The sequence below is a fragment of the Variovorax sp. HJSM1_2 genome (assembly GCF_049316285.1).
Taxonomy (GTDB): domain Bacteria; phylum Pseudomonadota; class Gammaproteobacteria; order Burkholderiales; family Burkholderiaceae_C; genus Rhodoferax_B.
On record NZ_JBMOXA010000033.1, the window covers coordinates 1 to 15,431 of the forward strand.

General features: G+C 60.1%; 18 protein-coding genes. 3 read left to right on the plus strand and 15 right to left on the minus strand.

Annotated features, from left to right (window positions below; translation table 11 throughout):
- Nucleotides 1-185: 185 nt before the first annotated feature.
- The 8 genes from fusA to ACFQ95_RS23090 all read right to left on the minus strand — a co-directional run bounded on the left by fusA (nt 186) and on the right by ACFQ95_RS23090 (nt 7,563).
- A complete protein-coding gene (fusA, locus tag ACFQ95_RS23055; RefSeq protein WP_422834858.1) occupies nt 186-2,288 on the minus strand; it encodes an elongation factor G in 2,103 nt (700 codons plus the stop codon).
- 81 nt (nt 2,289-2,369) lie between these two features.
- Nucleotides 2,370-2,843: a 30S ribosomal protein S7 gene (rpsG, locus tag ACFQ95_RS23060; RefSeq protein ID WP_422834860.1), complete on the minus strand. Its 474-nt coding sequence runs from the start codon at nt 2,841-2,843 to the stop codon at nt 2,370-2,372.
- A gap of 152 nt (nt 2,844-2,995) precedes the next feature.
- Complete coding sequence (gene rpsL / locus ACFQ95_RS23065) at nt 2,996-3,373, minus strand: 30S ribosomal protein S12 (protein WP_422834862.1); 378 nt, start codon at nt 3,371-3,373, stop codon at nt 2,996-2,998.
- A gap of 210 nt (nt 3,374-3,583) precedes the next feature.
- Entirely contained in the window at nt 3,584-4,762 is a 1,179-nt protein-coding gene (locus ACFQ95_RS23070) for a D-alanyl-D-alanine carboxypeptidase family protein (RefSeq protein ID WP_422834864.1), read from the minus strand.
- Nucleotides 4,763-4,924: 162 nt separating this feature from the next.
- On the minus strand, nt 4,925-5,563 hold the full coding sequence (locus ACFQ95_RS23075; RefSeq protein WP_422834865.1) for an alpha/beta hydrolase: 639 nt from the start codon (nt 5,561-5,563) through the stop codon (nt 4,925-4,927).
- Nucleotides 5,564-5,635: 72 nt separating this feature from the next.
- A complete protein-coding gene (locus ACFQ95_RS23080) occupies nt 5,636-5,998 on the minus strand; it encodes a (2Fe-2S) ferredoxin domain-containing protein (protein ID WP_422834867.1) in 363 nt (120 codons plus the stop codon).
- A 9-nt stretch (nt 5,999-6,007) separates the two neighbouring features.
- Entirely contained in the window at nt 6,008-7,111 is a 1,104-nt protein-coding gene (locus ACFQ95_RS23085; protein WP_422834869.1) for a VanZ family protein, read from the minus strand.
- Between the two features lie 23 nt (nt 7,112-7,134).
- On the minus strand, nt 7,135-7,563 hold the full coding sequence (locus ACFQ95_RS23090) for a CopD family protein (protein WP_422834871.1): 429 nt from the start codon (nt 7,561-7,563) through the stop codon (nt 7,135-7,137).
- A gap of 253 nt (nt 7,564-7,816) precedes the next feature.
- Between ACFQ95_RS23090 and hemB the strand changes: the two genes are divergently transcribed.
- Together hemB and ACFQ95_RS23100 are read left to right on the plus strand one after the other, a co-directional pair.
- Complete coding sequence (gene hemB, locus ACFQ95_RS23095) at nt 7,817-8,821, plus strand: porphobilinogen synthase (RefSeq protein WP_422834873.1); 1,005 nt, start codon at nt 7,817-7,819, stop codon at nt 8,819-8,821.
- A 67-nt stretch (nt 8,822-8,888) separates the two neighbouring features.
- Nucleotides 8,889-9,992 (plus strand): magnesium transporter CorA family protein, encoded by a 1,104-nt coding sequence (locus tag ACFQ95_RS23100; protein WP_422834874.1) that lies wholly within the window; start codon nt 8,889-8,891, stop codon nt 9,990-9,992.
- A 95-nt stretch (nt 9,993-10,087) separates the two neighbouring features.
- Here ACFQ95_RS23100 and ACFQ95_RS23105 read toward each other — a convergent pair whose 3' ends face one another.
- From ACFQ95_RS23105 to ACFQ95_RS23120, 4 genes are all read right to left on the minus strand, one after another.
- Nucleotides 10,088-10,399 carry a DUF4148 domain-containing protein gene (locus tag ACFQ95_RS23105; protein ID WP_422834876.1) on the minus strand — a complete coding sequence of 104 codons (312 nt, stop codon included), beginning with the start codon at nt 10,397-10,399 and terminating at the stop codon, nt 10,088-10,090.
- Between the two features lie 431 nt (nt 10,400-10,830).
- Complete coding sequence (locus ACFQ95_RS23110; RefSeq protein WP_422834878.1) at nt 10,831-11,133, minus strand: DUF4148 domain-containing protein; 303 nt, start codon at nt 11,131-11,133, stop codon at nt 10,831-10,833.
- A 126-nt stretch (nt 11,134-11,259) separates the two neighbouring features.
- Complete coding sequence (locus ACFQ95_RS23115) at nt 11,260-11,562, minus strand: DUF4148 domain-containing protein (protein ID WP_422834879.1); 303 nt, start codon at nt 11,560-11,562, stop codon at nt 11,260-11,262.
- Between the two features lie 131 nt (nt 11,563-11,693).
- The gene (locus ACFQ95_RS23120; RefSeq protein WP_422834881.1) at nt 11,694-11,993 is read right to left on the minus strand and encodes a DUF4148 domain-containing protein; all 300 of its coding nucleotides are present in this window, start codon (nt 11,991-11,993) and stop codon (nt 11,694-11,696) included.
- A 202-nt stretch (nt 11,994-12,195) separates the two neighbouring features.
- Between ACFQ95_RS23120 and ACFQ95_RS23125 the strand changes: the two genes are divergently transcribed.
- A complete protein-coding gene (locus ACFQ95_RS23125; protein WP_422834882.1) occupies nt 12,196-13,086 on the plus strand; it encodes a LysR substrate-binding domain-containing protein in 891 nt (296 codons plus the stop codon).
- Nucleotides 13,087-13,116: 30 nt separating this feature from the next.
- Here the strand turns inward: ACFQ95_RS23125 and ACFQ95_RS23130 are convergent, their stop codons facing one another.
- The 3 genes from ACFQ95_RS23130 to ACFQ95_RS23140 all read right to left on the minus strand — a co-directional run bounded on the left by ACFQ95_RS23130 (nt 13,117) and on the right by ACFQ95_RS23140 (nt 15,423).
- Complete coding sequence (locus tag ACFQ95_RS23130) at nt 13,117-13,761, minus strand: glutathione S-transferase family protein (RefSeq protein ID WP_422834884.1); 645 nt, start codon at nt 13,759-13,761, stop codon at nt 13,117-13,119.
- A gap of 53 nt (nt 13,762-13,814) precedes the next feature.
- Nucleotides 13,815-14,291: a hypothetical protein gene (locus tag ACFQ95_RS23135; protein WP_422834885.1), complete on the minus strand. Its 477-nt coding sequence runs from the start codon at nt 14,289-14,291 to the stop codon at nt 13,815-13,817.
- Nucleotides 14,292-14,526: 235 nt separating this feature from the next.
- The gene (locus ACFQ95_RS23140) at nt 14,527-15,423 is read right to left on the minus strand and encodes an amidohydrolase family protein (protein ID WP_422834887.1); all 897 of its coding nucleotides are present in this window, start codon (nt 15,421-15,423) and stop codon (nt 14,527-14,529) included.
- Between the last annotated feature and the right edge of the window lie 8 nt (nt 15,424-15,431).

The window sequence follows — 15,431 nt, forward strand, 5'->3', positions numbered from 1 at the left end:
TGCCGTGGTCGACGTGGCCAATCGTGCCAACGTTGACGTGCGGCTTGGTACGTTCAAACTTTTCTTTTCCCATTTTTCAATCTCCAAAGAGCTATACCCGTGTGTGGTTTAACGTCTGCACAGCACTGCTGAATCGCCTCGCACGGGGAACAAGGCGGCGCGCTGTCGCAGACAAACTGGATGAATTACTTCGCGCGGGAAGCCATGATGGCTTCAGCAACGTTGCGAGGTGCTTCGGAATAGTGCTTGAACTCCATCGTGTACGTGGCGCGGCCTTGCGACATCGAACGCAGCGTGGTGGAGTAGCCGAACATTTCCGACAGAGGCACTTCGGCCTTGATGGCCTTGCCGCCACCAACCATGTCGTCCATGCCCTGCACCATACCGCGGCGGGATGACAAGTCACCCATCACGTTACCGGCGTAGTCTTCAGGCGTTTCCACTTCGACGGACATCATAGGCTCCAGGATGACCGGGTTGGCCTTGCGGCAACCTTCCTTGAAACCAAAGATGGCAGCCATCTTGAACGCGAGTTCGTTCGAGTCCACATCGTGGTACGAACCGAAGTGCAGCGTGACCTTGACGTCCACGACGGGGTAGCCGGCCAACACGCCTTGACCCACGGCTTCGTTGATGCCCTTCTCCACCGCTGGGATGAATTCGCGTGGCACCACACCGCCCTTGATCGCGTCGACGAACTCGATGCCCTTGCCGGCTTCGTTGGGTTCGATCTTCAGCACAACGTGACCGTACTGGCCCTTACCACCGGACTGACGCACGAACTTGCCTTCGGCTTCTTCGACGACCTTGCGGATGGTTTCGCGGTAGGCCACTTGTGGCTTGCCAACGTTGGCTTCCACGCCGAATTCGCGCTTCATGCGGTCAACAATGATTTCCAAGTGCAGTTCGCCTTGGCCACCAATGATGGTCTGACCGGATTCTTCGTCGGTCTGCACGCGGAAAGACGGATCTTCAGCGGCCAGACGGCTCAGGGCCATGCCCATCTTTTCCTGGTCAGCCTTGGACTTAGGTTCCACAGCCTGGCGGATCACGGAGTCAGGGAACACCATGCGCTCAAGCGTGATCACCGAGCTAGGATCACACAGGGTTTCACCGGTGGTGACGTCCTTCAAGCCGACGCAAGCCGCGATGTCGCCAGCGCGAATTTCATCAACTTCTTCGCGGTTGTTGGCGTGCATCTGCACGATACGGCCGATACGCTCTTTCTTGCCGCGCACGGAGTTGTACACCGTGTCGCCCTTCTTCAGCACGCCGGAGTAGACGCGCACGAAGGTCAGTTGACCAACAAACGGGTCGGTCATCAGCTTGAATGCCAGAGCCGAGAACTTTTCTTCGTCGTCAGCCTTGCGGGTCACTTCCTTCTCTTCTTCGTCGAAGCCCTTGATGGCTTTCACGTCCAGAGGCGAAGGCATCAGTTCAATCACGGCGTCCAGCATGCGCTGCACACCCTTGTTCTTGAACGCGGTACCGCACAGCATAGGTTGAATTTCGCCGCTGATGGTGCGCGTGCGCAAGCCTTGGGTGATCTCTTCTTCCGTCAGATCACCTTCTTCCAGGTACTTGTTCATCAGCTCTTCAGAAGCTTCGGCCGCAGCTTCAACCATCTTTTCGCGCCATTCCTTGGCCGTTTCCAGCAAGTCAGCCGGGATTTCTTCGAAGTTGAACTTCATGCCTTGCGAGGCTTCATCCCAGATGATGGCCTTCATCTTGCGCAGGTCAACCACGCCCTTGAAGTTGTCTTCAGCGCCGATTGGGATCACGATTGGCACAGGGTTGGCCTTCAGGCGCAACTTCATCTGATCAACCACCTTGAAGAAGTTGGCGCCGGTACGGTCCATCTTGTTCACGAAGGCCAGACGTGGCACCTTGTACTTGTTAGCCTGACGCCACACGGTTTCAGACTGTGGCTGCACACCACCCACTGCGCAGTACACCATGCAAGCGCCATCCAGCACGCGCATGGAACGTTCCACTTCAATCGTGAAGTCCACGTGGCCGGGGGTGTCGATGATGTTGATGCGGTGTTCGGCGAAGGAGCTGTCCATGCCCTTCCAGAAGCAGGTCGTGGCAGCCGAGGTAATCGTGATGCCGCGCTCTTGCTCTTGTTCCATCCAGTCCATGGTGGCGGCGCCATCATGCACTTCACCGATCTTGTGGTTCACACCGGTATAGAACAGGATACGTTCGGTGGTGGTGGTCTTGCCAGCGTCGATGTGCGCCGAAATACCAATGTTGCGATAACGCTCAATGGGGGTAGTGCGAGCCATGATTCTCTTTCGTTAATGCAACAAGCCCGCCATCCGCCAAACGGTGGAACGGGCTTGCCGACTTGAGCTAGGGGGAATTGATTAGAAGCGGAAGTGCGAGAACGCCTTGTTGGCTTCTGCCATGCGGTGCACTTCGTCGCGCTTCTTCATAGCGCCGCCACGGCCTTCAGTGGCTTCCATCAATTCGTTAGCCAGACGCAGGGACATGGATTTTTCACCACGCTTGCGAGCGGCTTCCTTGAGCCAGCGCATCGACAGCGCCAGACGGCGCACAGGGCGCACTTCAACAGGAACCTGGTAGTTGGCACCGCCAACGCGGCGGGACTTCACTTCAACCATTGGCTTGACGTTGTTGATCGCCAAGACGAAGGCTTCGAGTGGGTCTTTGCCTGGGTTCTTCTTCTCAATAAAGTCGAGAGCGCCATAAATGATGCGCTCTGCAACTGCTTTCTTGCCGCCTTCCATGATCACGTTCATGAATTTGGACAGCTCGACATTGCCGTACTTTGGATCGGGCAGAATTTCACGTTTAGGGACTTCGCGACGACGTGGCATTTTTCACCTCTTCATTTGCTTCAGTTGGCGTCTTGGCAGACACCGCAAAAACCATTTTGGTTTTTACTTACTCGACCCACAGCGGGTCACTACGCTGCATCTCCGCGCCACGCGGAAAACAGCACCGAAATACTCTATAAAAAACCGAGTGCTTACTTAGCCTTAGGCTTCTTGGCACCGTACTTGGAGCGCGATTGCTTGCGGTCTTTCACGCCTTGCAAGTCGAGCGAACCGCGCACGATGTGGTAACGCACACCTGGCAAGTCCTTGACACGACCACCGCGCACCAGCACAACGCTGTGCTCTTGCAGGTTGTGGCCTTCACCGCCGATGTAGGAGATGACTTCAAAGCCGTTGGTCAAACGAACCTTGGCGACCTTACGCAAAGCCGAGTTAGGCTTCTTAGGCGTGGTCGTGTAAACGCGGGTGCAAACACCGCGGCGTTGTGGAGAATTTTCCATCGCCGGGCTTTTGGACTTGATCGTTTCGACCTCGCGTCCCTGGCGAATTAACTGGTTGATGGTTGGCACTTAAGCCTCCTTTTAACGTGAAACGTCCCTAAACGTTCAAAAATGAATCTTCCCCGCCCCAATAGCGGAAAAGCCCTCCAGTATAGCCCGATTGACAAAATTGCTCAAGCAGTAAGCAGAAATGGCGGCTTGGAGCCATCACCCACGCTGCTTTTCGGGCCATTCGCTGCCTGGCGCAGCGCCCCTCGGACGCACCAGACAGCCAAAAACTCACTTGATCCAAAGGCGGATCGCATCCCAGGCGCGGCCAAAGATGCCGGCACGGTCAACCGTCTCAAGGGCGACCAAGGGCACCTCGGCCAGTGGCTGGTCGTTCAGCGTGACCTTGAGCATGCCCACGGCCTGGCCCTTGGTGAACGGCGCCACCAATGGGTCAGGGCGCACGATTTGTGTCTTGATCCGGGCTGCGCTGCCGGCCGGCACCGCCACCACGATGGGTTCGGTACGGCCCAGCTTCAATACGTTGGCGGCGCCTTTCCAGACTTGCGGTGTACCTGCTGGCTGGTTGGCGTCAAACAGTTTGACGTCCTCATAGGCGGTGTAGCCCCAGTTCAGCAGCTTTTGCGACTCGTTGGCGCGCGCGTTTTCGCTGGCAGCACCCAGCACCACGGTCAGGATGCGGCGGCTGCCGGTGCTGGCGCCAACGCCCGCCAGGTTCGGAAAGTCGCGCTTGGCGGTGGCGATCAGGCAGTAGCCAGCGGCGTCGGTGTGGCCGGTCTTCATGCCGTCCACCGTGGGGTCGCGGAACAGCAAGCTGTTGCGGTTGTTGTCGTTGGACTTGGGTGTGCCGGGATACTGGTACTTCTTGATGCCGTAGTAATGCGTGTACTCGGGGAAGTCACGCATGATGCGCGTGGCCAGAATGGCCAGGTCGCGCGCCGTGGTGGTATGGCCGGGCTCGGTCAGGCCCTCGGGATTTTTATAGCTGGTGGACTTCATGCCCAGCACCTTGGCCTGCTCATTCATGAGCTGCACAAAGCGCTCGGCCGTGCCGCCCACACCTTCGGCCAGCGCCATGGTGGCGTCGTTGCCCGACTGCACAATCATGCCCTTGATCAGGTCGTCCACCGGCACCTGCATCTTGGGGTCGATGAACATACGCGAGCCGGGCATCTTCCAGGCGCGTTCACTCACCGAAAAGGTTTGCGTCAAGCTGATTTTCTTGGTCCTGAGCGCATCAAACACCAAGTATTGCGTCATCAGCTTCGTCAGCGATGCCGGCTCCATGGGGGAATCGACATCCTTCTCCAGCAACACCTGATTGGCCGTCACATCCATGACCAGATAAGACTTGGCCGCCACTTCGGGGCCCGCCACGGGCTGAGCCCAGGCCATGACACAGGATAAAGCGAAGAGCGGCGCGGACAGCACCCGTAGGACACGATTCATGGATTCGACGTAACTGGCTAGAGATTCAGGGGATGCGAGGCAGCGGACGAACAAACGTCCGCTCAGAGCGAAGCGCGAGACGCACGGTCAGATGTGCCGTGCGCCCCAAAAGAGACGCAGCAACACCCGCGCCAGGCTGTGACCCGACCTAAGCGGCAAAGTTCACGCGCGCAGGTGCCGCACCACCAAACTTTTCAGCAGCGGCAATTGCCCATGAAAGAAGTGTTCGCCCCCGGGAATGACCGTCACGGGCAGCGACTGCGGGCGCGCCCAGTCCATCACGCTGGCCAGGGGCACGGTCTCATCCTGCTCGCCGTGCAGCACCAGCGTACGCTCGTGCGCCTCTGCGGGCACATCGGCCACTTTGAAGCGCGACGCGGCCGTCCCCACCAGCACCAGCTTTTGCACCGGGCGTGCAGGCCACAACGCCTGCACGGCCTGGCTGGTGACAAACGCACCGAACGAGAACCCGGCCAAGGCCAACGGCGCATCACCCGGCGCGGCTTGCTCGACCACACTCAACAAGTCGGCCATTTCGCCACGGCCTTCGTCGTAAACACCAGCAGTAGCGCCCACCCCACGGAAGTTGAACCGCACGGTGCGCCAGCCACATTGGACAAAGGCGCGGGCCAGGGTCTGCACCACTTTGTTGTCCATGGTGCCGCCAAACAGGGGGTGTGGATGCGCCACAACCACCGTGCCACGGGCCTGCTCACCATCGGCCAGCGTGGGCGCGTCCAGCACGGCTTCAATCGCGCCAGCGGCGCCGGCAAGGGTCAAACGCTCGGTCGATTTGTTCATTGCATATGCTATAGAAGATAGAGCATCCTGCGCTGATGCAGAAAGCCCTGGTGGCCAGTTACTCTTGAATTTCTAGCGCCCGAGGTGCGGCGGCGTCACCAGCCGCTCCACAACTTCGCCGCGCTGCAGGTGCGACTCGACGATTTCATCGATGTCGCTCTCATCGACAAAGCTGTACCAGACGGCCTCGGGATAGACCACCGCCACCGGACCCGCCGCGCAGCGGTCCAGGCAGCCCGCCTTGTTGACGCGCACGCCGCCCGGGCCCGCCAAACCGGCTTTCTTGACCTGCGACTTGCAGCGATCGAAGGCGGCCTGCGCGTTGTGGTGCGCGCAGCTGTCTTCACCGTTGGTGCGGTCGTTGAGGCAGAAAAAGATGTGCCGTTCGTAATACGACTTGGCGGAAGCTTGTTGTGGGGTGTTGGCGTCGCTCATCCCCGCATTCTAGTTTTCCGTGCCACGCCTGGAGACATGGCCCAGCACATAGACGATAGCCGCATAGGGCCACAGCCAGCCCAGCCACTGCACCAACCCGTGAAAGCGGATGAAGCGGCCCTGCTCCCAGGTCGCCAGCGTCTGCGCAAAATAAGCGCTGGTAGGCGCAGTGTTGAGAATGCTCAGATGCAACACCAGGGCCACCAGCGCCAGCGCAGCACAACCCCGGCGCGGCACCGGCAACAACATGGCAGCCAACACATAGGCCGCCCACAGGCCCACCTCGACCGGCAGGCTCACCCAATCCATGGCATGCAGCGGGCCGTAACTGAGTGTGGCCGACAGCGCCGAGGCCGCCACCCCCAGCCCCAGCATGAGCATCGCGAACAGCGCACGCTGGCGCACGCTGCGGATCACGCCGTAACCCAGCAAACACGGCACCAGCGCACCCAGCATCACACACACCAGCTCGGCACTGGGCACCAGCGGCTGCAGCTCCACATCACGCACCGGCAGCCATTCCAGAAAAGGCGTGTCGGCCAAGGCTTCGGCCAGCGAAGACTCCAAGCGCTCCAACACCTGGCCCAGGCCAAACGGCACGGCCGGTGGAAACAGCAGGGCCACGGGCCACAACACCAGCAGCACCAGCACACCCTGGGCATCGGCGACAAACCAGCGCGCGCGAAACTGGCTCCACGCGTTCACCAGCCCCAGCCAATCCAAGGCCCAGGCCAGCCAGGCGCCGACCAAGGTACCCGCGGCATTCAGCGCGAAGTCCACATTGGACGGCACACGCACCGGAAGATAACTTTGCAGCCCCTCCATCAGCAGCGACACCAATGCCCCGCCCAGCGTCGCCCAGAAAATGGGATGGCGCGTGGCCTGCGAACGCACACCACTCAGCGCCAGCAAGAAGCCCAGGGGGGCATAACCGGCCATGTTGATGGCCACGTCAAAACCGGTCCAGTACTTCGGCAGTGCTGCCGTCAAAAAGGCCCAGGGCGCAATGCCCTGGTCACGCCAATCAGAAAACGGGTACAAACTGGCATAGACCACCAGCAAAACATAAACGAGCGCCAGCGGCCAGGCGGATGTTCTGCGGATCGAAGACATGCTGAACGCACCCTCCCTTGGTGTCAGAACGGCTTGACCACCACCAGCACCACCGCCATCAGCAGCAGCAGCACCGGCACCTCGTTGAACCAGCGGTACCAGGTGTGGCTGCGCATGGGCTTGCCGGCGCGGATTTTGCGCAGCAACACCGCGCAACCATGGTGGTAGCCCAGCACCAGCAAGACGATGGCAAGCTTGGCATGCATCCAGCCGTTGCCCGGTCCACGGCCAATACCGTACACCCACCAGAGCCAGCCACCGAAGAACAGCGCCGGCACGGCCAAGATGGTGGTGAAACGCAACAGCTTGCCCGCCATCAACAACAGCCGCTCGCGCTCGGCCACGGAAGCCGCTGGCACCATGGCCAGGTTCACGAAGATGCGCGGGAGGTAGAAGAGACCAGCAAACCAGCTGGCGACGAAGACGATGTGAAAGGCTTTGATCCAGAGCATGGCTGCAGTTTAGGCCCTGGACATGGCGTAGGCGTTCAGCAGAAAAAATGCCCCGACCAAAAAGGCCGGGGCGCCAAGCCTGTAAGTTGTTACACCGCTAGGCGCCCGCTCAGGGAGGTGAAGCGGGAGGGCAGCAGGCTGCCCCAGGCGCAATCTAGCAAACCGCTTGCGGGTCCGCAGGGGGATTTCCCCTAGGTTCTGAGTCTGAGCCGCTGAATGGGGCACAATTTTCGATTCCACGCAGAACCCTCTTATGACCTCTTTCGCCCCCTACCCCTCCGGTCGCCCACGCCGCCTGCGCCGCGACAGCTTCACCCGTAACCTGGTGCGTGAGCATGCGCTGCAAGTGCACGACCTGATCTACCCGGTGTTTGTGCTCGACGGCCAGAACCAACGCCAGGCCGTGGCCTCCATGCCCGGCGTCGACCGCCTGAGCCTGGATCTGCTGCTGCCCGTGGCCGAAGAATGTGTGCGCCTGGGTGTGCCGGTGATGGCCTTGTTCCCGGTGATCGACGCCTCTCTCAAAGACCCCGAAGGCCGCGAAGCCTACAACCCGGACGGCCTGGTGCCGCGCGTGGTGCGTGCCTTGAAAGAACGTTTCCCCGAGCTGGGTGTGTTGACCGACGTGGCGCTCGACCCCTATACCAGCCACGGCCAGGACGGCTTGCTCGACGCACGCGGCTACATCCGCAACGACGACACGGTTGCAGTGCTGCAGCAGCAAGCCTTGGCCCAGGCAGAAGCTGGTGTGGACATCGTCGCCCCCAGCGACATGATGGATGGCCGGATTGGCGCCATTCGCCAAGCGCTGGAAACCAAAGGCCAGGTGCACACACGCATCATGGCCTACAGCGCCAAATACGCCAGCGCCTTCTACGGCCCGTTCCGCGATGCCGTGGGCTCGGCCAAGACGCTGGGCAAGGCCGACAAGAAGACCTACCAGATGGACCCCGGCAACAGCGATGAAGCCCTGCGTGAAGTCGCCATGGACATCGCCGAAGGCGCCGACATGGTGATGGTCAAACCCGGCATGCCCTACCTGGACATCGTGCGCCGCGTGAAAGACGAGTTCCGCGTGCCGACCTTCGCCTACCAGGTCAGCGGCGAATACGCCATGCTCAAGGCCGCCGCCCAAAACGGCTGGCTCGACCACGACGCGGTGATGATGGAAAGCCTGCTGGCCTTCAAACGCGCGGGTGCGGACGGTGTGTTGACCTACTTTGCCCTCGATGCCGCACGCAAGCTGCGCCAGGAGTAGCTATTGATAGCGTAGCTGCTGACGCATATACAGCAGGCGCCAACCGCCAATTTGACACTCAATCCAAATGCGCATCTTCCACATCGTCAGCGAAGGCCAGGGCGTCACCGAAACCGACCAGTGGCCCACAGCGCCGCTGCCCGGCGGCTTCTACTGGATGGCCTGCACGCGCGAAGAATTGCAGTTGCACCTGCCGCGCATACAGAGCACCTTGCAGCACGTGTGTGGCCTGCAATTGGTCGACCTGCACGTCTCCGACCTGCTGAACCAGCACCTGCCCTCGCGCTACGACTTCACCTCGCAATACGACCTGCTGGTGTTCCGCCGCCTGGCCAGCGCGCAAACCGCTGCCAGCAGCGAAAACCTGCTGCCCGAGGGCGCCAAAAGCGGCCCGCCGGTACTGCGCCAGATCGACACCAGCGCCGTCGGTTTTGCCGTGTTCGACCAATTGCTGCTCAGCGTGCACCCCAGCGACTGCGCCGTGCGCGACGCCTACGCCGCACGGCTGCTGCAAAGCACCACACCGGAAATTCGCCATGGCGTGAGCCTGCGTGTGCCGACCTCGCCCGCCGACTTGATGCTGCGCATCGTCAGCCAGATCGTTGATGCCTTTTTGGAACTGCGCCGCGAACTCACGCGGCAGATCGACCACTGGCAGTTCGAGCTCTTGAACCCGCGCGCACGTTTTCAAAACTGGTCGACCTTGCTCGACGTGCGGCTGTCGCTGCACCGGCTCGATGAAATTTGCGAAGACCAGCGCAGTGCCGTGCAAGACTGGATCGACAGCATGGAAACCTGGCCGCCCGCCAGCAGCCCGCTGGCCCAGCGTGACCGCGATCTGCTGGCCGTGCGCAGCCGCGACGTGCAGGAGCACATCGAGCGCGTGGTGCACCACGTGCGCCGCTTGGAGCAAAGCGCCGAGACCACCGTGCAGATGCATTTCAGTGCGCAGGGCAATCGCACCAACGACATCATGCGCACACTTACGGTGTTGACCGCCATCTTCCTGCCGCTCAACTTGATTGCCGGCATCTTCGGCATGAACTTCGAATACGTGCCGCTGCTGCGGGTGCACGCCGGCTTCTACTGGGCCATGGGCGCCATGGCAGTGATTGCCGTGGGGCTGACCTGGTATTTCTGGCGCAAGCGCTATCTGGCGCGCACACGTTAACCATGCGTCGTCATGGCAGATTAAATCTTTCAAAGACGACCTGCCAACACAAAAAAACCGGCACTAACGCCGGTTTTTTTCAAGGCCAGGGAGTCTTACTCTTTTGGCGTCTTCAGCGCACCGCCGTTGGCTGCTTTGGCGGCTGCCGTTTCGGCCTTAACTTCAGCGCGTGTCTTCTTCTTGCCCTTGGTGGCCTCGGCACCCACGGGGTTGGCATGCGAGCTTTGGCTCATCTCGCCGTCTTTTTTGGCAGCAGCCGTTTCAGCCTTCACTTCGGCACGCGTCAGCGGTGTGGTGTTGGCTGGCTTGGCCGTAGGCAGGTCCGCATCACGCTGCGCAAAAGCGCTGGTGGCGGCGACGGCAGCGACAGCAACCAAGGATACGGAGATAAATTTTGACAAAGTCATGATGGATCTTCCTGGTGGAACGGACAAGCGGCCATACAAGCAATACAACTGACGTTGCAATCGCACCCTCGTGCCACTCACAACCGGGGCGAGATCCAAAACTGGAAATGGAGCGAGATCACACCGTTGAAAAGCAACCAATGTGGCCATCGCTGCAAATACACCTACGTTTTGTATGCATGTATTCGCCCCATCATAGGCATAGCAAGTCAAGGAAGATCCCCATGCAATGTAATTTTATTAATTTATTGAAACCAAATTATTTTTCAGTTTTCAAACAATTAATTGCATACATTTCTTCAAATACTGCAACCTGCGAACCCATCAAAGACAGAAGAGAAAAACACCCATGTCTTTAACCCCCTAAAACGCAAAAACAGACCCTCGGGTCTGTTTTTCAATCAGGAGCTGCAAAAAGGCAGCGTCGCAATTTAGCTGCGCAGGTCGTCCAGCGTGCCGGCCTTGGCAGCGGCGTTCAGTTCGGCGCGCACTTGTTCGCGGCTCAGTTGGCTGGTGGCGACAAAACGTTCGTCCAGGTTGCGGGCTTCGTTCTGGTTCAACTCGCCAGCCTTGTAGGCGCGTTGCAGATCGCTCTGCACGGCAGCGCGGCTGGTCGAAGACGACACGTAGTTGTTCACTTGTGGCAGACCGTTGTCGTCAGCCGCAAAAGCGCTGGAGGCGGAAACGGCAGCAACAGCAACGATAGCGGCGGAGAGAAATTTAGATGCGTTCATGATGGTGTCCTATTCTGTTCAATTTGGTTCAGCGGCAAAAGACTTACACACGTCAAACCCTGGTGCCGCAATGCGCGGGGCTTGACGGTTACACCTGACCGACGGCGGTCAAGGTGACGGTTTTGATCAGCTGCGCAGATCGTTCAGCGTGCCGGCCTTGGCCGCGGCGCTGAGTTCAGCGCGCACTTGTTCGCGGCTCAGTTGGCTGGTGGCGACAAAACGTTCGTCCAGGTTGCGGGCTTCGTTCTGGTTCAACTCACCAGCCTTGTAGGCGCGTTGCAGATCGGTCTGCACCGCAGCACGGCTGGTCGAAGAAGACACGTAGTTGTTCACTTGTGGCAGACCGTTGTCGTCAGCGGCAAAAGCGCTGGAAGCGGAAACAGCAGCAACAGCCACCAGGGCTGCGGAGAGGTACTTGGATGCGTTCATGATGATTTCCTTGTCAATTTAAATAGCGGCAATGTTTTTCTTGATTGACGTCGGGCCCTGATGCCGCCAGAGGCAGGGTTCAGCGTTGGGTTTTGTGTGACGTGCTGTGTTGCATCACGTCGCACAGGTGTTTAGTAATGCAGAGCCAGTTGGCCGTTTTCTTGAGCCGCGATCAGCTCGGCACGCACCTGATCACGCGTCTTGCTGCCGCCACCGGCGAGTGGTGCACCGTAGGCTTGTTCGCGGTAGGTGCTGATTTCTCCAGCCTTTACAGCGGCGACATACTCAGCCTGCACTTGGGCGCGGGTTTTGCTGCTGACCACGGTGTTGTCCACCACGGGCAAACCAACATCATCTGCAGCGAACGCGCTGCCAGCCGATGCAGCCGCGAGGGCGATCAAGGCTGTAGACAGAATTTTTGATGCGTTCATGATTTCTTATCCTCTATATATTTCTTACTAACTACTACGCGCGGAACCTCTGGCTAGATGCGAGCTCTATGAAGCTGGCTGGGCGGGAGGACCGTCACGCACAGGGTTTGCAACCTTGCACTCTCTGTGAATAAAAGATAGGCGCGAAGTTTCAAGAATAAACAGGGCAAAAACGAACTAGACTGTTTCGAGCCCGGAAACAATGGACACCTTAGAACTCCTACGCACCTTCAAAGCCGTCGCCACACGCGGCAGTTTCTCCATGGCCGCGCGTACGCTCGACGTGTCCAAGGCCAATGTCAGCAAATACGTAGCGGAACTCGAAACCCGGCTGGGCACACGCCTGTTCAACCGCACCACCCGCACCGTGAGCCTGACCGATGCGGGTGAACTGCTGCTGTCGCGCTGCACACCTCTGATAGAGATGATTGAGTTCACGGCGGACGAAATCCGCCAACGCTCGGACCGCCCCACAGGGCGTGTGCGCTTAACCGCGCCGCACGGCCTGGGCGCGATTCACGTGCCGGCGCTGCTGGCCGAGTTCATGAAGATGTACCCAGAGGTCACGGTCAGCCTTGACCTGAACAACCGCATGGTCGACATCGTCGAAGAGGGCATAGACATTGCGTTGCGCGTGGGGCGCATAGGGGAATCCAACCAGATCGTGCGCAAATTGCGCCGGGTGCAGATGATGGTGTGCGCCACGCCTGACTACTGGGCCGAGCACGGCATTCCCGGCCACCCCGAAGATTTGGCCAACCATGATGCGCTGACCTATTCCTTGGCTGGGCCCAATCCAGAGTGGCGTTTTTTGGTCAATGGCGAAAGTGTGCGTGTGCCTCTGCGCAGCCGCATGGACTCCAGCGATGCCGTGCCCCTGGTGCACATGGCGCTGCAAAGCTTGGGCGTCATCTGCCTGCCACGCATCCTAGTGCACGAACTGCTGGAATCGGGGGCCTTGCAAGCCGTGTTGCCCGGCACCAGCCCGGATGACATCTGGTTCTACGCCGCCTACGCCCAGCGGCGCCACAACAGCGCGGCATTAAAGGCCTTGCTGGCGCACATGGAATTGCGCTGGCGCAACACCACCTGAAACCACACCGGTGGTGTTGCTTGCGCTGCGCTAAACCAGGGGCGGCAGCAATTCTTCGCGCGCAAACACACGTTGCACTGCCGGCCGCTCGAGCAGACGCGAAAGGTACTCGCCCAGATATGGCAAGCTGCGCGCAGGGCAACCAAAGTCGCGTGTCCAACGGCACAACATCAGCGCATAGGCGTCCAGCGCGGTGTACTGCGCCCCCAGCAGCCATGGGCCACCGTGGCGTGCCAACTCGGCCTCCAAATGGGCTAGCAGCGAACCGGCCTTGGCTTCGGCGCGCGCTTTGAGTGCGGTCGCTCCCTGGATCTGGTCTGGCGAGGCCCAGCGCTCGGGATAGAAATACAGCAGCAATGTGGCCTGCAAGGTGTTGGTCATCCAGATCAGCCACTTGTAGAAATGCGCGCGTTCCGGCGTGCCCAAGCCAGGCGCCAGTTCGGCCATGGGATATTTGTCGGCCAGGTGCAAACAGATCGCAGCGGATTCGTACAACACCAGTTCGCCATCGACCAGGACCGGAATCAAACCATTCGGATTGAGCTTGAGGTAATCCGGCGTTTTGTGCGCATCACGTGTGCGGTCGACCTTGATCAAGCGAAAAGGCTGGCCGATTTCCTCCAGCAGGATGTGCGGCGCCATGCTGGCGTTGCTGGGATAGTAGTGAAGTTCCATAAAAGACAGTCTGAGGCTGACAAGCGCCAGCCTCCAGAAGAGTAAACCCGGGCCTAATTAAAGGTTGTATCGGGCACGGTACCAAAATCGCGCCATTGGCTGGGGGGATAGTTTGGCGGACGTGGCGCCGGCGCAGCCTGGCCGTTGCCGGGTGGCTGGGCCTGCGGCGGGCGTTGTTGTGGCGGCCGCGCCTGCTGTTGCTGCGGCGGTGGGCGGCGGTCGTCGCCGGTGTGCCTGTCACCACGGTTGTCATTGCGATAACGATCGTCGTAGCGGTTGCCCCGGTTGTCATAGCGGTAATAGGGATCGCGCTCGACCACAATGGGGCGCGGCGCCACATACACCGGACGAGGCTGCACATACACCGGCTGGGGCTGTTGGTAGATCACGGTCGGCGGCTGGCTGTAGACGTTGCCGTAGCCATAGCCGTTGTTGTAGACGGTGTCGTAGGCCGGGCCTTCGGGATAAACCGCGCAGCCGCCCAGGCCGGCGGCCAGCAGGATCAGCAACGAGGTAGGCAAAATTTTCACGGTATCTCCTGTCGCGGGATGGCGGTATGCCAAACCGACTGCTCATGGGAAGCTTGAAGCTTCGACTTCTACACAACGCTTTAAGTTCAGCCTTCGTGCACAACAACACACACGGTCGGCCGCTTTCAGACAAGTCTAGAAGCTGCGCACCAGCACACAATCAGCCGCTACAAGAGGCGTTTGTAGGACGCCAACGCGGATACACCGAGAAACAAAAAAAACCATGCCTGATGGCTCAAGGCAGGCCGAACAAGCCAGCGGCATTGGCCCAGGCCACTTTTTGCGCCAGCGCGGGCGGCAACTCGCCCAGCCAACTGCGGTAGCCCTGCATGGTGTCGTCATAACTGGCCCAGCGCTCATTCACCCAGGTGTCCGAGCCGACCATGAAGCGCTCCGGGTACTTGGTCAACAATGCACGCCACTCAGGACACAGTTGGCCATTGCCACAGGTCAGTCCGGGCCGGTACGACAATTCGCCGCGCAAGCCCGGATAACGCGCCAGCAAGGCATCAACACGCGCCACCGGTGTGCCACCAATGCCGGTATGCGCCCAGATCAGCCGGGCTTTGGGGGCGTGCGCCAGCAGCAGGTCTATGGCCACATCGTCCACATGCGCCAGCACCACCAGGTCCTTGGCCTCGGCCAGTTGCATCAGCTTGCGCGCCACCGGGCCGTTGGCATTAGCGCTGTCGTAAAGATGAAATTCACCAATGCCCTTGTACGGCCCGCTGGCCGTGCCTTTGGCCAGCTCGGCCTGCACCATGGTGTAGATGGTTTCATCGCGAAACCAGTTGCTGTAGTCGGCACGGTTGCGGTAAAGCCGCACCAGCGGCACCACCTGCACACCGGCCGCACGCACCGCCCCGTCGGCCGCCAGCCATTGCGTGCCGTCATTCGGGCGCGAGTTGGCAACAAACGCCTTCACGCCGTTGCGCTGCAAACGCGCCAGCACTTCGGCCGGTGGATAGGGGCCGCCTTGGCCGTTCCAGGCCTCGACGTTGTAGTGCAGGTGGGCGTCGAACAGCGGGCCGGCATAAGGCTCGGCACGCGCCCCGGTAGCGGCAAATGTGATGCACAAAAGAGCGGCCTGCGCCAGGCCAGCCAGCGCCAGCAGCCAATTTTTCTTGAACATTTGCCGCC